Annotated in this window: 17 protein-coding genes and 2 pseudogenes; 5 read left to right on the forward strand and 14 right to left on the reverse strand. The window is 60.3% G+C overall.

What is annotated here, in order from left to right; genetic code table 11:
• Nucleotides 1-144: 144 nt before the first annotated feature.
• Nucleotides 145-3024, forward strand: a complete 2880-nt coding sequence (locus GRF61_RS08830; RefSeq protein WP_169150295.1) for an EAL domain-containing protein — start codon at nt 145-147, stop codon at nt 3022-3024.
• A 22-nt stretch (nt 3025-3046) separates the two neighbouring features.
• On the opposite strand, the gene GRF61_RS08835 is transcribed toward GRF61_RS08830, so the two are convergent.
• A complete protein-coding gene (locus GRF61_RS08835; protein ID WP_169150296.1) occupies nt 3047-3259 on the reverse strand; it encodes a heavy metal-associated domain-containing protein in 213 nt (70 codons plus the stop codon).
• A 26-nt stretch (nt 3260-3285) separates the two neighbouring features.
• Nucleotides 3286-5718, reverse strand: a complete 2433-nt coding sequence (locus GRF61_RS08840; protein ID WP_248281168.1) for a heavy metal translocating P-type ATPase — start codon at nt 5716-5718, stop codon at nt 3286-3288.
• 73 nt (nt 5719-5791) lie between these two features.
• Here GRF61_RS08840 and GRF61_RS08845 point away from each other — a divergent pair, with 73 nt between their 5' ends.
• Complete coding sequence (locus GRF61_RS08845) at nt 5792-6196, forward strand: MerR family transcriptional regulator (protein WP_169150297.1); 405 nt, start codon at nt 5792-5794, stop codon at nt 6194-6196.
• Nucleotides 6197-6205: 9 nt separating this feature from the next.
• Here the strand turns inward: GRF61_RS08845 and GRF61_RS08850 are convergent, their stop codons facing one another.
• The gene (locus tag GRF61_RS08850) at nt 6206-6919 is read right to left on the reverse strand and encodes a sulfite exporter TauE/SafE family protein (protein ID WP_169150298.1); all 714 of its coding nucleotides are present in this window, start codon (nt 6917-6919) and stop codon (nt 6206-6208) included.
• A 70-nt stretch (nt 6920-6989) separates the two neighbouring features.
• Nucleotides 6990-8378, reverse strand: coding sequence for an oxygen-independent coproporphyrinogen III oxidase (gene hemN / locus GRF61_RS08855; RefSeq protein WP_169150299.1), 1389 nt, complete (start codon nt 8376-8378; stop codon nt 6990-6992).
• A gap of 118 nt (nt 8379-8496) precedes the next feature.
• On the opposite strand from hemN, the gene fnr reads away from it, so the two are divergent.
• Nucleotides 8497-9237 (forward strand): fumarate/nitrate reduction transcriptional regulator Fnr, encoded by a 741-nt coding sequence (fnr, locus tag GRF61_RS08860; RefSeq protein ID WP_169150300.1) that lies wholly within the window; start codon nt 8497-8499, stop codon nt 9235-9237.
• A gap of 35 nt (nt 9238-9272) precedes the next feature.
• Here the strand turns inward: fnr and GRF61_RS08865 are convergent, their stop codons facing one another.
• Entirely contained in the window at nt 9273-9668 is a 396-nt protein-coding gene (locus tag GRF61_RS08865; RefSeq protein ID WP_348982369.1) for a SirB2 family protein, read from the reverse strand.
• Between the two features lie 24 nt (nt 9669-9692).
• Nucleotides 9693-9860 (reverse strand): annotated as a pseudogene (locus tag GRF61_RS08870) (ISAs1 family transposase); the annotation flags it as partial.
• Nucleotides 9861-9930: 70 nt separating this feature from the next.
• Here GRF61_RS08870 and GRF61_RS08875 point away from each other — a divergent pair.
• Nucleotides 9931-10328 (forward strand): annotated as a pseudogene (locus tag GRF61_RS08875) (transposase); the annotation flags it as partial.
• A 40-nt stretch (nt 10329-10368) separates the two neighbouring features.
• Here the strand turns inward: GRF61_RS08875 and GRF61_RS08880 are convergent.
• Nucleotides 10369-11456 (reverse strand): IS3 family transposase gene (locus tag GRF61_RS08880; protein ID WP_169150302.1). Its coding sequence is split into 2 segments (ribosomal slippage): nt 10369-11189 and nt 11189-11456, totalling 1089 coding nucleotides; the frame shifts between segments, so codons are not numbered across the junction.
• 132 nt (nt 11457-11588) lie between these two features.
• Entirely contained in the window at nt 11589-13226 is a 1638-nt protein-coding gene (locus tag GRF61_RS08885) for an alpha/beta fold hydrolase (RefSeq protein ID WP_169150324.1), read from the reverse strand.
• 359 nt (nt 13227-13585) lie between these two features.
• On the opposite strand from GRF61_RS08885, the gene GRF61_RS08890 reads away from it, so the two are divergent.
• Entirely contained in the window at nt 13586-14029 is a 444-nt protein-coding gene (locus GRF61_RS08890; RefSeq protein WP_169150303.1) for a universal stress protein, read from the forward strand.
• Between the two features lie 160 nt (nt 14030-14189).
• On the opposite strand, the gene GRF61_RS08895 is transcribed toward GRF61_RS08890, so the two are convergent.
• The 6 genes from GRF61_RS08895 to GRF61_RS08920 form a co-directional block, all read right to left on the reverse strand.
• On the reverse strand, nt 14190-14435 hold the full coding sequence (locus tag GRF61_RS08895; protein WP_169150304.1) for a hypothetical protein: 246 nt from the start codon (nt 14433-14435) through the stop codon (nt 14190-14192).
• Between the two features lie 24 nt (nt 14436-14459).
• A complete protein-coding gene (locus tag GRF61_RS08900; protein WP_169150305.1) occupies nt 14460-14609 on the reverse strand; it encodes a DUF3149 domain-containing protein in 150 nt (49 codons plus the stop codon).
• 24 nt (nt 14610-14633) lie between these two features.
• Complete coding sequence (locus tag GRF61_RS08905; protein WP_169150306.1) at nt 14634-15146, reverse strand: FixH family protein; 513 nt, start codon at nt 15144-15146, stop codon at nt 14634-14636.
• A 3-nt stretch (nt 15147-15149) separates the two neighbouring features.
• Nucleotides 15150-16580, reverse strand: a complete 1431-nt coding sequence (gene ccoG, locus GRF61_RS08910) for a cytochrome c oxidase accessory protein CcoG (RefSeq protein ID WP_169150307.1) — start codon at nt 16578-16580, stop codon at nt 15150-15152.
• 76 nt (nt 16581-16656) lie between these two features.
• On the reverse strand, nt 16657-17553 hold the full coding sequence (ccoP, locus tag GRF61_RS08915) for a cytochrome-c oxidase, cbb3-type subunit III (protein ID WP_169150308.1): 897 nt from the start codon (nt 17551-17553) through the stop codon (nt 16657-16659).
• On the reverse strand, nt 17546-17737 hold the full coding sequence (locus GRF61_RS08920; protein WP_348982370.1) for a cbb3-type cytochrome c oxidase subunit 3: 192 nt from the start codon (nt 17735-17737) through the stop codon (nt 17546-17548). The genes ccoP and GRF61_RS08920 overlap by 8 nt, the downstream gene beginning before the upstream one ends.
• Nucleotides 17738-17757: the final 20 nt, after the last annotated feature.

Genomic DNA, 17757 nt, shown 5'->3' on the forward strand with positions numbered 1-17757 from the left:
TCCATCGCCGCAGGCGGTCCCGCCACCCATCCTTCCTACTCACTGTGAATCGGGTCACGAAGCGCTCGCAAACGGCTGGCTTGCATATATCAAAAGTCTTATTCTGCACGACCACTTCCCTCCGCCGGCTGCGCCGCCTCCAAATTGCTCCTCAGCCGCCTGTTCCGCCTCAACGAACGCAGCCTGCCCCACCTGTTGACGGCGGGCATGCTGTGCCTGGTCGTCGCGATGGCGGGCACGATAGGCATTCTCTCCATCCTCCACGACAGCAGGGAGCTGGAGACCCGCCTTGCCAGCCAGGAGGAAGAAACGCTGGCCGCCCACGAGGCCCACCTGCGCGATGAACTTGCCGCACTCGCGAACTATCTGGAGTTCCAACGCGCCAGCCGCGAAGAAAAGGCCAAGACCGCGCTGCGCGAACATGTGGATCAGGTGACCGACATGGTCGAACGCCTGTACGCGCGGGAGAAGGACCGCCTTCCGCCCGACCGGCTGCGCGCCCTCATTGTCGAAGCCTTGCGGCCGATGCGCTTCCTCCACGGCCGCGGCTACTACTTCATCGACGATCTCCAGGGCAATTGCGTGCTGCTGCCGACCGACCCGGCGCGGGAAGGCAGCTCGCTGTGGAACAACCGCGACGACACCGGCCGCTACATCATGCGGGGGCTGGTGGACGCGACCAAGAACCCCGAAGGCCGCGGCTACTCCCGCTACCGCTGGTACCGGCCCGACCGCCCGAACGAGATGGCGGACAAGCTGGCCTACGTACGCCGCTTCGAACCCCTGGGCTGGGTGATAGGCGCCGGCGAATATCTGCACGAGGTCGAGGCCGACCTGCAGCGTGAGGCATTGGCCCGCATCGCGGCGCTGCGCTTCCATCCGGACGGGGTGGTCGGCGTGCTGACGCTGGCAGGCGACGTTCTGCTCGAACCCCGCCTGCCCACCGAGCAGAGCGGGCTGCGGCCCGCGGCCCTCGGCCCCGCTGCCGACTGGACCAAGCAGGCCCTCGACATCGCCCGGCACGGCGGTGGCAAGCTGGAGTTGGTGCAGAGCACCGCCCACGGCAGCCAGCGCCGCCTGGCCTATGTCAGCCAGCATGAACCCTGGGGCTGGTACTTGGTGGCCAGCATCGGCCTGAATGAACTGGACGGCATCCTGGAGCGCGAGCGCGTGGCCTTGCAGCAGAGCGCCCACCAACGGCTGCGGCTGGCGCTGATCGCGCTCGGCCTGTGTACCGCCACCACGCTGCTGCTCGGGGTATTGCTATCGCGCTGGCTGTCCGGGCGCTTCGCCATGTATCACAACGAGCTGGCCCTCAGCAGCGCGGCGCTGCGGGAGAGCAACCGCCAGCTGCAACTCTCCTCACGGGTATTCGAATCCGGCAACGAGGCAATGATGGTGCTGGATGAGCGCTTCCGCTTCCTGTCGGTCAATCCCGCCTTCCTCCGGCTTACCGGCAACCAGCCCGAACTGGCCGGCCCCGGCACCTGCGCTGCGGACCTCATCAGCGTCGGCGACCAGGGCCTCGCCCCGGTGCAGCGCGCCCTGGCCCAGGCCGGCGCCTGGAATGGCGAAGCCACCCTGCGCTTGGGCATGCAGAGCAAGCTGCCGGTCCAGTTGTCGATCAACGCGGTCGCCAATGAAGAAGGCCAGATCGCCCATTACGTCGGCGCGCTGGCAGACATCAGCGCCCGCAAAGAAGCCGAGGCCCGGTTGCGCCGTCTGGCCGAGTTCGACCCGCTGACCGAGTTGCCCAACCGCGCCCTGCTGCGGCAGCGGATGGACGAGGCCATCGAAGCCGCCCGCCAGGACGGCACACCGGCGGCCCTGCTGTTCATCGATCTTGACCGCTTCAAGAACGTGAACGACTCCCTTGGCCACGGCGTGGGCGACGCCCTGCTGCAGCAAGTCGCCGCCCGGCTGCGCACCCTCGCTGGCGACGGCGACACCGTGGGCCGCTCCGGCGGCGACGAGTTCATCCTGGTGCTGCGCCATACCGGCGCAGCAACCGAAATCGCCAGCCACGCCGAGCGCATCGTCCGCCAGTTCGCCGCGCCCTTCCTGATCGGCCGCTACGAGCTCTCGGTCACCCCCAGCATAGGCATCGCCGTGTGGCCGCAGGACGGCGAAGACGCAGAAACGCTGCTGCGCAACGCGGATGCGGCGATGTATCACGCCAAGTCCGCCGGCCGTAACACCTACAAGTTCTTCACCGCGGAGATGAACCTCCAGGTCAGGGAGCGGTTGGAGCTGGAAAATCTGCTGCGCCAGGCGGAAGCGCGCCAGGAGCTCTCCGTGCACTACCAGCCCCAGGTAGATCTCGCCAGTGGCCGCTTGATCGGCTGCGAAGCGTTGCTGCGCTGGCACGCAGGCGAACGGGGCAACATCCCGCCCGGCCGCTTCATCCCGGTGGCGGAAGATACCGGCCTCATCGTTCCCATCGGCCGCTGGATCCTGAAAACCGCCTGTGCCCAGGCCCAGGCCTGGCGACAGGCGGGGCTGGGCGACCTCCAGGTGGCCGTGAACGCCTCGGCGATACAACTGCATCACGGCGACTTCGTCGAGACGGTGGCAACTGTGCTGGCGGAAACCGGCCTGCCGGCTGAACTGCTGGAAATCGAACTGACGGAAAGCACCCTAATGACCGACGCCGACAGCGCGGCCGCCACACTCAGAGCCCTGAAGGTGCTGGGTGTGGGCCTTGCCATCGACGACTTCGGCACCGGCTACTCCAGCCTCGCCTACCTGAAGCGCTTCCAGCTGGACCGGCTGAAGATAGACCGCTCCTTCATCAACGATCTGCCCGCCGACAAAGACGATGCCAACATCACCCGCACCATCGTCGGCATCGCCCGTAACCTCGGCCTGAGCGTGCTGGCCGAAGGGGTGGAAACCCCGGCGCAGCAGCAGTTCCTGCTGGAGCATGGCTGCGACGAAGGTCAGGGTTACCTGTTCTCCCGCCCCTTGCCGGCCGGGGACATGGAGGCCCTGCTGCGGGCGACCGGTACCCGCGGCAGCGCCTAGCCCGCTGAGGGCAGGGAAAAGGTCAGGCGCTGGCAGCCTCGAAGCCAGCGTCGTCCACCGCCTGGCACAGGTTCTCCACCGAGACCTTGGCCGGATCGAACGCCACCTTGGCCTCTCCGGCCTCCAGCGACACCTCAGCCCGCTCCACCCCCGGCAGCGCCTGCAGCACGCCAGTCACGTTACGTACGCAGCCGCCACAGCTCATACCGGCGATCTTGATCGTCACTTCACTCATTGCACCACTCCTTCTGGATAAAGAAATCAGGCCCGGGGCCGCCAGCGACGCAGCAACAAGGAATTGCTCACCACGGAAACCGAACTCATCGCCATGGCGGCGCCGGCAATCACCGGATTCAGCAGTCCCAGCACCGCCAGCGGGATGCCCACCACGTTGTAGATGAAGGCGAAGAACAAGTTCAGCCGGATGCGCCGCAGTGTCGCCCGCGACAGCGAGATCGCATCCGCTACGCCAGCAAGGCTGTTACGCACCAGCGTGATGTCGGCCGCCTCCACCGCAATGTCGGCGCCCACGCCCACCGCGAAGGACACGTCCGCCGCTACCAGCGCAGGCGCATCGTTGATGCCATCACCCGCCATGCCGACCCGCTCGCCGCCGTGCTTCAGTGCCTCGACTGCCGCCGCCTTGTCGCCCGGCAGCACATTGGCTTGCCATTCTTCGACGCCGGCTTCGGCGGCGATTGCCCGCGCGGTAGCTTCATGGTCGCCAGTCAGCATCACCACCCGCAGGCCAAGCTCGCGCAGACGCCTCACCGCGGCCGCCGAATCCGGCCTCAGACGGTCGGCGACACCGATCACCCCGGCGCAGGCGCCATCCACCGCCACCGCCACCAGGGTCTGCCCCCGGGCCGCCAACGCCGCTACCTCAGCGGCTGGCAACGCAATCGCACGCTCCTCCAGGAAGGCAGGCGAGCCGACCAGCACCCTCTGCGCCCCCAGGCGCCCTTCGATGCCGCGTCCGCCCACGGCGCGGACATCCCGCAATTCATCCGTCGGCATGGTTACCCCTTCCGCGGCGGCCAGGATGGCCTGGGCGATGGGGTGGCTGCTGGTTCGCTCCAGCGCCGCCGCCAGGGCCAGCAGCCCATCCCGCGTCCGGCCTTCGGCCGGGCGGACGTCCACCACTCTCGGCGCGCCTTCGGTGAGCGTGCCGGTCTTGTCCACCGCCAGCACCGAGATGCGCTCCGCCAGTTCCAGCGCAGCCGCGTTCTTCACCAGCATGCCGGCGCGCGCGCCCTGCCCGGTCCCGACCATGATGGCGGTTGGCGTCGCCAGTCCCAGTGCGCAGGGGCAGGCAATCACCAGCACTGCCACCGCGTTGATCAAGGCCTGGGAGAAATCGCCGGCATACAACCACCAGCCAATGAAGGTGAGCAACGCGATGCCGACGACCACCGGCACGAATATCGCCGAGATGCGGTCCGCCAGCCGCTGCACTGGCGCCTTGGAGCCCTGCGCCTGCTCCACCAACCGGATGATGCCGGCCAGCAGGGTCGCGGCCCCCACTCCTGTCGCCCGACAGCGCAGCACCCCCTCGCCGTTGAGAGCCGCGGCATAGACCTCGTCGTCCGCCTGCTTGTCCACCGGCAGGCTTTCGCCAGTGAGCATGGCCTCATTGACCGCCGAACGGCCTGAGACGACGACGCCATCCACCGGCACTGCGTCGCCAGGGCGCAGGATGAATTCGTCCCCCGGCTGCAGGCTATCCACCGGAACCTCCACCACCGCACCGTCCCGCTCCACCCACGCCCGCCGAGGCTGCAGGCGCAACAGCGCATCCAGCGCGGCGCCCGTGCGCGCCTTGGCTCGCGCTTCCAGCAACTTCCCCAGCAGCACCAGGGTGATGATGGTGGCCGACGCTTCGAAATACACATGGAGCCCATGCCAGCCGCCCAGCGTCACCACCAAGCTGTAGAAGTAGGCCATGCTGGTTCCCAGCGCCACCAGCACGTCCATGTTGGCCCCTCCGCCGCGAACGGCTGAGAAGGCGCCGCGGTAGAAGCGGGCTCCGATCCAGAACTGGACCGGCGTGGCAAGAATCAGTTGCAGCCAGCGCGGCACGATGTCGTAATGCCCCTCTCCACCCCAGCCGGCGCCGAACATGACGGGCATCTGTGCCAGCAAGGGCAGCGACAATAGCGCCGCGATGCAGAAGCGCCTCAGTTCCGCATTCCAGGCCCGCTTCTGGCGGTCCCGCTCTTGCTCCCGCTGGGCAGTGCTGGTCTCGTGCGCCTCGAATCCTGCACGCGCAACCGCGGCCTTGACGCCCTCCACAGTCGATAACCCCGGGGTGTAACGCAGGCTGGCCCGTTCACTAGCGAAGCTGACGCTGGCCTGCACGCCGGGAAGCCGGTTCAGCACCTTCTCGAGCCGGGTCGCACACGCGGCACAACTCATCCCGGCTATCGCCAATTCCAGATCAGCGTCCGGCACCTGAAAGCCCGCCTTGCGGATGCTGCCGATTACCGCGTCGGCGTCGGCCTGCCCGCCCTCCAGCGTCACATGGGCTTTCTCGGTGGCGAGATTCACCGTCGCCGCAACCCCTGGCAGGCGGTTGAGCACCTTCTCGATACGAGTGGCACAGGCAGCGCAGGTCATGCCGGCAACCGGCAGATCCAGCGTGCGCGCGTTCTCGGCGGCCCCTTGCGAGCCAGCGGCCAAGGAGTGGCTTGCCATAGCGATCCTCTTGCGGATAAAGCAGTCAGGATGCAGTCTAAACACCGTACTCAAGTACGGAGTCAACCCCACCATGGCTACCCTCTCCTCCAGCTACACCATAGGCACCCTCGCACGAGCAGCGCAGGTCAATGTGGAAACCATACGCTACTACCAGCGACGCGGCCTGCTGCCTCGGCCAGCAGTGGTCGGCGGCGGCTATCGCACATACAGCGAAACGGACCTCGCCCGGCTGCGGGCCATCAAGCGCGCGCAGCATCTAGGTTTCTCGCTGGAAGAGATCGAAACGCTGCTGTCGTTGAACGAGGAGACGGATCGGGTGAAGGCGCGCAATCTGGCTCAGGACAAGGTGAGCCTCATCGACGCCCGGATTGTTCAGCTGATGGAAATGCGCAATGCACTGGCAGAACTGGTGGATTGCTGCCGCCACGGCGATACCGCGGCCCCCTGCCCCATCCTCCGCGCCCTCAGTGCCTGAAGCGGCGGCTCAAACCACGCAAAGCACGCCATTCCACAAGCTGCCGCCAAGCGAGGGAGCATGGATGAGGCCGAAAACGCCGAAGCCCATCACCATCAGCCCTGCGGCTAAACGAACCCGACTGTTCCGGGTGATATCCCGAAAGCGCTTGAACAGCAACCCGGCGAGCAACAGGTTCGGCAAGGTTCCCAAGCCAAAAGCCAGCATCAGGCCGGCACCCCGGGCCGCAGAGCCCGTCACCAACGCGGCTGCAAGCACGCTATATACCAGGCCGCAGGGCAGAAACCCCCAAAGCAATCCGAGTGGAAAAGCCTGCTTGGGCGAATGCGCCGGCAGAAAGCGCCGGGTCGCTGGCTGCACCTTGCGCCAAAGCCGATGCCCCATACGCTCCACTGGCGCCAACACACGGGTAAAGCCTGTGAGATACAACCCGAGGGCCACCAGCATCAGATTGGCCAGTACATACAGAGTGATCTGTACCGGCAATACCCCGCTATACAGCAAGCCAACCGAACCAATTGCGCCCAGCAGCGCGCCCACAACCGTGTAGGTAGTGATGCGGCCGAGGTTGTACGCCAGATGGATAGGCCACTGACGGGCCTGCTCGGACGGCAGCTTAACCTGCACGCTGAGCGCCCCGACGATGCCACCGCACATGCTGACGCAATGGGTACCGCCAAGGAGGCCAATCAGGAATACGGCGAAATAGCCGGTTTCAGGCATGAATGAGGCTCAAGGACACGAAAGAGTGCAACCGCCACGGGCCGCCCATTCTACCCGGCCGCCCGTCGTGTCAGATCACCCTGGAGTAACGCGCGCGCTCGCGATCAGCCCGAAGATAACGGTCAAAGATCATTGCGATCCCGCGAACGAGCAGGCGCCCGGCGGGCATCACGCTGATCCAGTCGCCGTCCATCTTGACCAGCCCGGCCGCCTCCATCTCCACCAGATCGGTCAGCTCCTCGGCAAAATAGCTGCGGAAGTCGATCAGGTGTGCAATCTCGATGGACTGGATCGAGAGTTCGAAGTGGCACATCAGCGCCTGGATGATGGAGCGCCGCAGCAGATCGTCGGCGGTCAGCTCAATCCCGCGCAGCACCGGCAGCTCATCGCGGTCCAAGGCGTCGTAATACTCGTCCAGCGTTTTCACATTCTGGGAGTAGACCGGTCCGATCTTGCCGATGGCAGACACGCCAAAGGCAAGCAGATCGCACTCCGCCTGAGTGGAATAACCCTGGAAATTGCGGTGCAGCCGGCCTTGCCGTTGGGCCACGGTGAGCTCATCATCCGGCTTGGCGAAATGGTCCATCCCAATGTAGACATACCCCGCCTCGGTCAGGCGGCGGATGGCCAGTTGCAGTATCTGCAGCTTGGAGTCCGCCGACGGCAACTGGATCGGGACGATGCGCCGCTGAGGCTTAAACAAACCCGGTAGATGAGCATAGCTGTACAAGGAGATGCGGTCAGGCGCTAGCTCCAGTACCTGCTCGATGGTGCGATTGAAGCTGATGACGTTCTGCTTGGGCAAACCGTAGATGAGGTCCAGGCTGATGGAGCGGAAACCGGTTGTCCGCGCAGCATCGATGACCAGCTTGGTCTCCTCGAAACTCTGGACACGGTTCACCGCCTCCTGAACATCCTCCGCAAAATCCTGCACGCCCACGCTCATGCGGTTGAAGCCGAGATCCGACAGGAAAGCGATGGTGTCGTACCCGACCTTACGGGGATCCACCTCAATCGAATACTCGCCGTTCGGTACCAGGTTGAAATGCGCACGCACAGAATCCAGCAGTTGCTGCATTTCCTCGTGGGACAGGAAGGTCGGCGTGCCGCCACCAAGATGCAGTTGGGTGACCTGCTTGGTCCCCTCGAGGCTGGCCGCCTGCATCTCTATTTCTTTCGCCAAGTACTTGAGGTACTTGCTCGAGCGGGCATGATCCTTAGTGATGATCTTGTTGCAGGCGCAGTAGTAGCAGATCGTGTTACAGAAAGGGATGTGGAAGTATAATGAAAGCGGTCTACTCATCCCTCCCACTGCTCGCTTACCGAGCCAGTCCTGCAGGGCGCTGGCATCGAAAGCCTCGACGAAGCGGTCTGCAGTGGGATACGACGTGTAACGCGGTCCGTTTATATCGAACCGGCGAATCAGTTGGGGATCGAAGATTAGGTTCTTAGTAGTCATGGTCGTATACAGGCAATTTCTGATGAAAGATGGCAGAAAGCCCTGATTGTGTGTTTGATGTGGATCAACGGTAGCCCCATGATCCGCTAGCCGGAGACGGAGCGAGTTTATTGTGCAAATGAAGGCAACGGTACCGGTAACGGTAGCCGGGTTAAAGACAGCGTGCTCGCAGTGCAATCTGGTGGAGCTCTGTCTGCCCTTCGGCATGTCGGAGAACGAGCTCGACCGGCTGGACGAGCTGGTCGGTGCTCGCCGCAAAATCAAGCGGCAGCAGAATCTTTACCGTGCCGGCGATCCCTTCGAAGCCATCTATGCGATTCGGGCCGGCTCATTCAAAACCGACGTCTTGCTTGAAGATGGTCGCGAGCAGGTCACGGGCTTCCAGATGACTGGAGAAATCCTCGGACTGGACGGCATAAGCACCGAGTTGCACTCCTGCAATGCGATCGCGCTTGAGGACAGCGAAGTCTGCGTGATTGCATACGCCAAGCTGGAGGAGCTATCACGTGAGGTTGAAGGGCTGCAGCACCAGTTTCATAAGGTGATGAGCCGGGAGATTGTACGTGATCATGGTGTCATGATGCTGCTCGGCTCAATGCGGGCAGAAGAACGGCTGGCAGCCTTCCTGCTCAATATGTCTCAGCGCTTCACCGCTCGGGGATTCTCGGCAGCCGAGTTTCACCTGCGAATGACGCGTGAAGAAATCGGCTCGTACCTGGGTCTGAAGCTGGAAACGGTTTCCCGCGCTTTCTCGCGCTTCCAGGACGAGGGCTTCGTTGCCGTCCAACAAAAACACATTCGTATCTTGGATAACGCCGGCCTCAAGCGCCTGATTCAGCACCAACCCTGCGGACGCTGATAGGAATCCCGGACGGTAGCCCGCAGCATCGCGTCTTACAGAAGAACATCTAGAAAACCCAGAGGCTGACGGCTTAGCGCCACTGAAATAATCCAGCCAAAAACCATCAAAGCCATAACAAGGGCCAGCACACGCTGGCCCTTTGTTCGTCCACGCCGTAGGGCAAACGCACCCAGAATTATGTAGAGCACCAAACCACTCAGCTTTGCGGTAAGCCAGCTGTCTCTGAATGGATATTGATGGCTGGCAAACGCCAACCAAACCGCACTGGCAAGCAGGACCGTATCGACAACGTGCGGAATGACTCGAGCCAGGCGAGATCGCGACAACCCGCTGCCCATTACCATCCAAAGGCCTCTTAAGACAAAGCCCGCACCACTCAGCACAACACACGTAACGTGGATATGCTTGATAGTCAGATAGCTAAGCACATTTCCCCCAGGGCAATCGCACCCTCATATCATGAATTCGAGCAATTCGGCACGGAACGCATCCGAGGTAGCGGCCAGCATCCGCTTGGTCTTGGTGCTGCCCTTGCGCGGCGTATTCAGGCGAAGCAGGTTCATCACGATGTGGCGAACGATGGCGAGATTGTTGGCGGCGAATCCGGTGCGCACGGTGGATGAGCAGCCCCACGAATTTCGTCTTCCAACGTAGTCGTCGTACGTTCGACGCAACGGGAGGAAGAACGACGTGAAACGCATCCCGAAGCAGGAATACACGGCCGAGTTCAAGGAGCAGGCGGCCAAGCGAGCCGACGAGATCGGCAGCATCGCCCGAGCCGCGGAAGAGCTGGGGCTGGTCGAACAGACGCGACGCAACTGGGTCAAGGCGGCGAAGGCGGGCAAGCTCAATCCGGCCGGCGCCAAGCAGATCACAGCCGAGCAGATGGAGCTGTCGCAGTTGCGCGCCCAGGTAGCGCGCCTCGAGATGGAAAATGAGATCCTAAAAAAAGCGACGGCATATTTCGCGAAGGAGCGGCTGTGAAATATGCCTGGATCGAGAAGCAGCGCAGATCCTTCCCGTTGCCGGTCCTGTGCGACGCCCTGCCGGTGAGCCAAAGCAGCTTTCGAGCCTGGCAGGCGGGCGGCACGGGTAATCCCCCATTTTCAGGGGCAGCCAGAAGTAGAGCTATGCGGCCATGGCCAGCCGCTGCTTTAGGGTGATGCCGCCCAAGGCCATGTTGGGGCGCTCGTGATTGTAGAGCCAGAGCCAGCGGGTAGCGTAATCCTGGACCTCGGCGATCGACTCGAACAGGTAGTGACCGAGCCAGTCGTAGCGTACGGTGCGGTTGAAGCGCTCGACGTAGGCGTTTTGCTGCGGCTTTCCGGGCTGGATGTAATCGAGCCGAACGCCGTTCTTCTGTGCCCACTCGGTCAGCATCTTGCCGACATACTCCGGTCCGTTGTCGCTGCGGATCGCCGTTGGCTTGCCTCGCCATTCGATCACCTGTTCGAGCGCGCGCACGACCCGCTCTGCGGGCAAGGACAGATCGATGTCCATGGCGAGCGCTTCGCGGTTGAAGTCATCAATGATGTTGAGCAGCCGGAAACTGCGCCCATCGGCCAGCTGATCGTGCATGAAGTCCATCGTCCAGCACTGATTGATCGCCTCGGGCACCGCCAGCGGTTCGGGCTTCTCGCGCACGATCCGCTTTCGCGGCTTGATGCGTAGATTGAGCTCGAGCTCGCGATAGATCCGATACACCCGCTTGTGATTCCAGCGGTAGCCCTTCACGTTTCGCAGGTATAAGAAGCACAGGCCAAAGCCCCAGTTGCGCTGGTTGTGGGTCAGGCGGATCAAGTGATCGGCGATCTCGGCATTCTCGGCCGAGCACTTCGCCTGGTAGCGATAGCAGGTCTCGCTGATCCCGAATGCCGCACACGCCACGCGTATGCTCGCGCCGCGCTGCTGCACGGCTTGGTGAGCCATCTCGCGCCGGCGAGATGGCTCACCACTTTTTTTTCGAGGGCCTCGTTGACGATCTCCGCCTTCAGCCGTTCTTCTGCATACATCTTCTTGAACCGAGCGTTCTCCGCTTCGAGCTCCTTGAGCCGCGCCATGAGCGACGCATCCATGCCACCAAACTTGGCCCGCCACTTGTAGAACGTCGCCGAGCTGATGCCGTGCTCCCGGCACAGCTCCGGAACCGGCTTGCCAGCCTCCGCCTGCTTGAGCGCGGCGATGATCCGGCTGTCTGAAAACCTCGATGTCTTCATCTTGTAGAACTCCCTCGATCCGAAAAAATTCTACTTCTGAGCGCCCCTATTTGCCGGGGGAATACCGGTAGCCTGAGAGCGACCCGTTGGAAGGCGGAAAACGTAGGGCACCTCAGTCATTTGACGCCCTGCTTATCTCTCCTGCACATAATCGCCAGGAGCCGCCGCCAGCGCAGGGAATGCTTTCGTCGCAGCCATGCGGGCGTCCACCAATTCTCCCGCCTTGGGCTTTAACCAAGCCATCCAGTCTTCCCACCAACTGCCCTCCCATTTCGACGCTTTCGCCTTCCACTCTTCCACGGTCTCGCCCCGCTCGACATCCGCTGCCCGAAAACGTCTCTTTGGGGGCGTAACTACGGGGTTTACGATACCTAAGATGTGCCCAGAACTCGACAGGATATAGCGCTTCGACCCAGAGACGTGGCTATTGATCCGGAAGGTCTCCTGCCAGGGCGCAATATGGTCGTCCTCTGCCCCCACCGCATAAAGAGGCTGCTTGACCTGCCCCAGATCCAGCCTCTCGCCAGCCACGAACAGAGAGTCCTTCTTTATCAGCCGGTTGTGTAGATACAACTCGCGCAGATACCAGGCATGCATCACCTCGGGCATACGGGTGATATCCATGTTCCAGTAAAGGACATCAAAAGGCTGTGGCTTTTCTCCATACAACCAGCCGTGCACCACGTAGTGCCAAATCAGACTGTTGGAGCGCAGCAGTCTGAATGCCGCTGCCATCTGCTTGCCATCCAGATAGCCGGTCCGGGCCATGCTTTCAGTCAAGTAGCGAATGCTGCTCTCATCGATGAAGACCTCGATATCGCCAGGCCTCCGGAAATCCACCAGGGTGGCAAAAAGGGTCCAATCGGCGACAGGCTGCTCTTTCTCGGGGAAACGCCGTGCCGACCATGCCATATACATGGAAAGTGCGGTTCCACCTATGCAGTAACCAACCGCGTGAACCTGTTTGGCTCCGGTGAACTTCCTTGCCGTTTCGACCAGTTCATGGATGCCTTCACTCAAATAATCATCGAATGAGACGTTGCGCATCGACGCGTCTGGGTTTTTCCAACTGGTAATGAAAACATCCAACCCCTGATCCAGTAGAAAACGCACCATGCTTTTCTTCTGGGTCAAATCCAGGACATAGAATTTATTGATCCAAGGCGTCACAATAACAACCGGCTCAGCATGGATTTTTGTCTGAGTGGCCCCGTAGTGAATCACCTCGAGAAGCTGATTGCGGAAAACCACAGCTCCTGGAGTCGTAGCAAGGTTCTCCCCCACCCTGAAATCGTCAGGGTCCGTCATCCGGATATCACCGGCGTGCATGTCATCCAGAAAGTTCCGCAAACCGCATGCGAGGCTCTCACCTCTGGACTCCACTGCCTTACGAAGCGCGACCGGATTCGTCCAAAGACTGTTGGTCGGCGCCACCGCATTCAGCCATTTCCGCCACCAAAAGGCTGCCTTTCTGCGCTCCTGGCTTCCCAGCCCGGGGGTGTCGTAAAGCATGTCCTGCATGTGGTGAGTGAAAGCAAGATACCACTCCTTAGCAAGATCCCAGGTCGGTGACTCCGTCCAGACAGGATCAGCGAAACGATTGTCATCTGGATTAGGTTTTACCGGATCCTCGCTGACCTGCCCCATCACCCTCGCGAGGGTATGCCATTGCAAGCGCCAGAGATCGGAAGAGAGCCTGACGCTCCTCTCGACAAGTTCCTGAGGATGAGCCACCCACGCCAATTGGGCATGAATGATGGGTGCCATCATTCCCAGCGGATCCCAACTACCTTCGAGCAATCGGTGATACTCCCCTAGCGCCCGGTGGAGAATTTCCGCGGGGTTTTCGGGAACGTCATAAGCATGGGAGGCGTCACTGCTCACCTCTTTTTCGTTGTCAGCACTTAATCTTTCCATGACACCTCCAAAGGAATAGGTCCTGCAACAGGTATTCGTACGCACCCAATGTGGACGTCGGTTAACAGTCAGATCACGGATACACAAGATGCAAAATACATTCTAGCAACTCATCGTTGAGAGTCACGACGAACCCTTGACCTCCATCAGCGCAGCACACCACGCTGGACAGCTATAATTAGTTACCGAAGTCACCCAAAGGGAGTCTCCAAATGTTCAAACACATCCTTGTACCTACGGATGGTTCGCCCCTCTCCGAAAGCACCGTTTCGCGGGCGGTTTCCTTTGCCAAAGATGCTGGCGCCCGAATCACCTTCTTCTACGCTCAACCAGATTTCCCGATGCCCATTTATGGGGAGGGTGCTCTGATCGACCCCACCACTCCAGAACAGTTCGCCAAAGCAGCAAGCCAGGAAGCAGCCCGCATCCTTGAACGAGCCACGGCCGCGGCGAGCGCTGAAGCCGTCGTCAGTGCCACCGACACTGTCGTCAGCGAAGTTCCCTATGAGGCAATCATAGAAGCAGCAGATCGACATGGTTGCGACCTGGTTTTCATGGCCTCTCACGGACGCAAAGGTATTGCAGGCCTGCTTCTCGGTAGCGAGACGCAGAAGGTTCTTACCCACAGCAAGACCCCGGTGCTCGTCTATCGATAGCCTGCGACAGCAGCTCTGCATTGCCTTCCGCAATCAAAACGCGCCAATTGCTCCAGCCGTGCGCAAATCCAGAAAATAGCGGACGGGCAATGCAGACCTAAGCCTGAAAGAAAAAGGCCGCCCGGTTATGGGCGGCCTTTTCTATGGCGAAGCATTTCCTCTAGGTCTGCTCTGAGTGATGGTTCAACTCCACCGCACTACGCTGAAGGAAAATGGTAGTCAGGCTCGAAGCAGCGCAAATCAGCCAGAAACCAAAAAATCCGATCGAGTATGTCGTTAGTGGTGAGTAGTAGACCGGTTCGCCAAAGAGAAAGAGTTCTTGAGGATCAATGACCATGAAGAACACCATTTCCGCCAGCGCAGCCACCATGAACGATGGCCACAGGACCTGCAAGCACTTGCGCATCACCACCTCCTCATTCCAAGAGGGTCATTGATGACTGGCTTTCGCTCTCTCCTCATCTTCCGCGATATGCCGTGAGGCAAAACGGTAGATATAAACACCCATCACCACTACGAAGCCAATCGTAAAGAGGCTGAGCAAGCCGGTATCGGTACGCAGCAATTCACTCCAAGCCATGGTGAACCTCCTTCTAGGGACGATTTAGGAATCAGATGGATCTATCCTTACTTCCGTCTCCGTCGGGAGATAAGCGGCCCCGTTCAAACGCCAAGTTCGGGACTCATCTTCTATTTGGAACAACCAGCGCCCTGTCGCTAGAGGCGACATCGCCCCCTCGAAGACACCACCATCCCCACTAAGGACCAGATGTTGGTCTGCCCCCTCTCGCGTAGGATGAGTAATGGAGACAAGCACCTTCTGGGGGATATCTTTGAGATCAGTGTCATTGATCTCAATTCTCAATACATCGGTACGGATGTTCAGCTTCGCCGACAACCCCAACTCCCTAGCATGCTCTGTCCGTCCAATGGTTTTTACTATAGCTCGCCCTTCCTTGTAGTAATCATCCACTACAAGCCCATCCCAGGTTTTGACCGCGATCACAAAAGTAATCGCCCCAGCCACGACTGCGGTCGCAGGCAATGCTATCAGAAACCAAGGCCACCCTTGCTTGTACCAAGGGAGAGGAGACTTGTCATTCAATGCTGCGTTCATTCGTCAATCCGGAAACAGAAAAGTGGATTTCTCACGGAGTCGAAGCCCAGGGTCATCGACTGCATGAATCTCAAAGTACATTTCATTTGCACCCGGCCTGCCCGATTCAGCTGGGGCACGGACCAAAAGCGTTACCGACTGGATCGCCGCGGGTCCAACCTCGACTTTCTGCGTACCTTCGATTCGCACATCCTTCAAGCCCGTCACCCCGAACTCGAATATACGACTACGCTCAGTCATGTTCATGACCTGCAGACGGTACACATTCTCGATCTCTCCATCATCCACTTCTCGCGCGAGAGATGCACGGTCTCGGATCACATCCACCCTTAACGGTTCCCGAATCGCCAGCCCCCAGACGAAAGCAAGCGACACGGCAGCAAGAATGCCGCCATAAATCAAAGTCCGGGGCCGCAGGACATGGTTGAAGATATCCTTCCGCCCCCAGTGCAGCTTCACTGCGTTCTCGGTGGAGTAGCGGATCAAACCGCGTGGATAGCTCATCTTGTCCATGACGTCATTACAGGCATCAATGCAAGCGGCGCAGCCTATGCATTCATACTGAAGACCCTGGCGTATATCAATACCGGTGGGGCAGACCTGGACGCAAATGCCGCAGTCGACACAATCCCCCTTGCCGACAGAGCTCGGCTCAACCCCCTTCCTACGCGCGCCACGAGGCTCGCCACGCTCTTCATCATAGGTAATGACCAAGGTGTCAGGATCAAACATGACTCCCTGAAAACGTGCATAGGGGCACATGTACTTGCATACCTGCTCCCGCATCACTCCGGCGAAGAGGTATGTGAAGCCACCGTAGAAGAGAATCCAGAACAATTCCCACGGCCCGAATGCAAAAGTTGAAACAGAAGCGAGCAACTCATGCAGCGGCGAGAAGTAGGAAACGAAAGTGAAGCCCGTCCAAAGGGCGACGCCTCCCCAAACCACGTACTTCAGAACCTTGATCCCAAGCTTCCGTGGATTCAAGAGCTGCTTGTCGAGTTTCATCCTCTTCGCGCGGTCACCCTCGATCTTCTCCTCTATCCACATGAAGATTTCGGTATAAACCGTCTGGGGACAGGCGTAACCACACCACAGACGGCCGGCAATCGCGGTGAAGAAGAACAGGGCGTACGCGGAAATAATCAGCAGTATCGCTAGAAAGAAAACATCCTGAGGCCAGAATACCCAGCCAAAGATGTAGAACTTACGTTCACTAAGATGAAACAGCACAGCTTGCCGATCATTCCAGGTCAGCCAAGGCAGACCGTAAAACAGTAGCTGGGTAAACCAGACCAGAGCCCAACGCCAGCGCGCAAAATTTCCGCTAACCGAGCGAGCGTAGACTTTTTGCCGGGCGGCAAACAGGGAGGAACCGGAAGATGGGGAGTCGGCACCCTGCCCTGACTTCGTATCAGGCTTTGTACTGGTCATAATCGGCTTATTAGTGGATTCTTATTATTTAAGGAAGAAAGACCCCGGGGTTACCCCCGGGGAGCCGGATGCAGCCTTACTTCTTGTTCAGGCTGAGCACATAGGCAGCAAGCAGGTGGACCTTGGCCTCGCCGAGGAATTCCTTGAAGGCAGGCATCTGATTGACCCGACCATTGGTCACCGTCTCAATGATGGTGGCCTCAGAGGAGCCATACAGCCAGGACTTGTTCGTCAGGTCCGGAGCGCCCAGAGCCTGATTGCCCTTGCCTTCGGCACCGTGGCAAGCCACGCAGTTCTGGGCAAAGAGTTCCTGCCCGCGTTGGGCACGCAGCGAATCGTTGGCTAAGCCGGAAAGCGATCGCACATAGTTAGCCACGTCCTTAACGCCCTCAGCACCGAGCGCGGGACCGAACGGCGGCATCACGCCCATGCGACCACCGAGGATGGTCGTCTTGACTACATCCGGCTCACCACCGTGCAGCCACTCATCGTCGGTCAGGTTCGGGAAACCTTTTGCGCCCTGCGCGGCGGAGCCGTGGCACTGCGCGCAATAGGTCAGGAACATGCGCTGCCCCATTGCATTAGCCTCCGGATCTGCAGCCACCGTCAGGAGGTCTTGCTCCAGATACTTATTGAAAATGGGTGCATAACGCTCGTCGGCCTTGGCGACCTCGCTTTCGTACTGACCAATCGCACTCCACTGGAAAATACCTTGGCGGTTACCAAAGCCAGGGAATACGACCAGATAGCCGATAGAGAAAATCACCGTCGCCCAAGCGAGATAGAGCCACCACTTGGGCAGAGGGTTGTTGTACTCGGCAATCGTCTCGTCCCAGACGTGGCCGTGCAGTTGTACAGGCCCCTCTTCTCGCTTGGTCATGTTCGAAGCGAGGATGAATACACAGAACAGCAAGCTCAGGGCGACTAGGCCCATCACGTACACGTTCCAGAAACTGCTAACAAAGTCAGCCATTTGTTTTCCCTTCTTGTCCTTGCCGGCCCTTCTCAGCCGGCGGATCGTCATCGGTCAGGGGCAGACGTGCGGCCTCATCGAACCCGGACTTTGCATGCTTGCTGTAAGCCCATACACAAATTCCCAGGAAGCAGAGAAAGCCCAGCACCGTAAGCAAGCTACGGAACTCGTTGATATGTTCCACCGCACATTCCCCTTCAGAGT

Source organism: Azoarcus sp. TTM-91 (genome assembly GCF_012911025.1).
Classification (GTDB): Bacteria; Pseudomonadota; Gammaproteobacteria; order Burkholderiales; family Rhodocyclaceae; genus Azoarcus.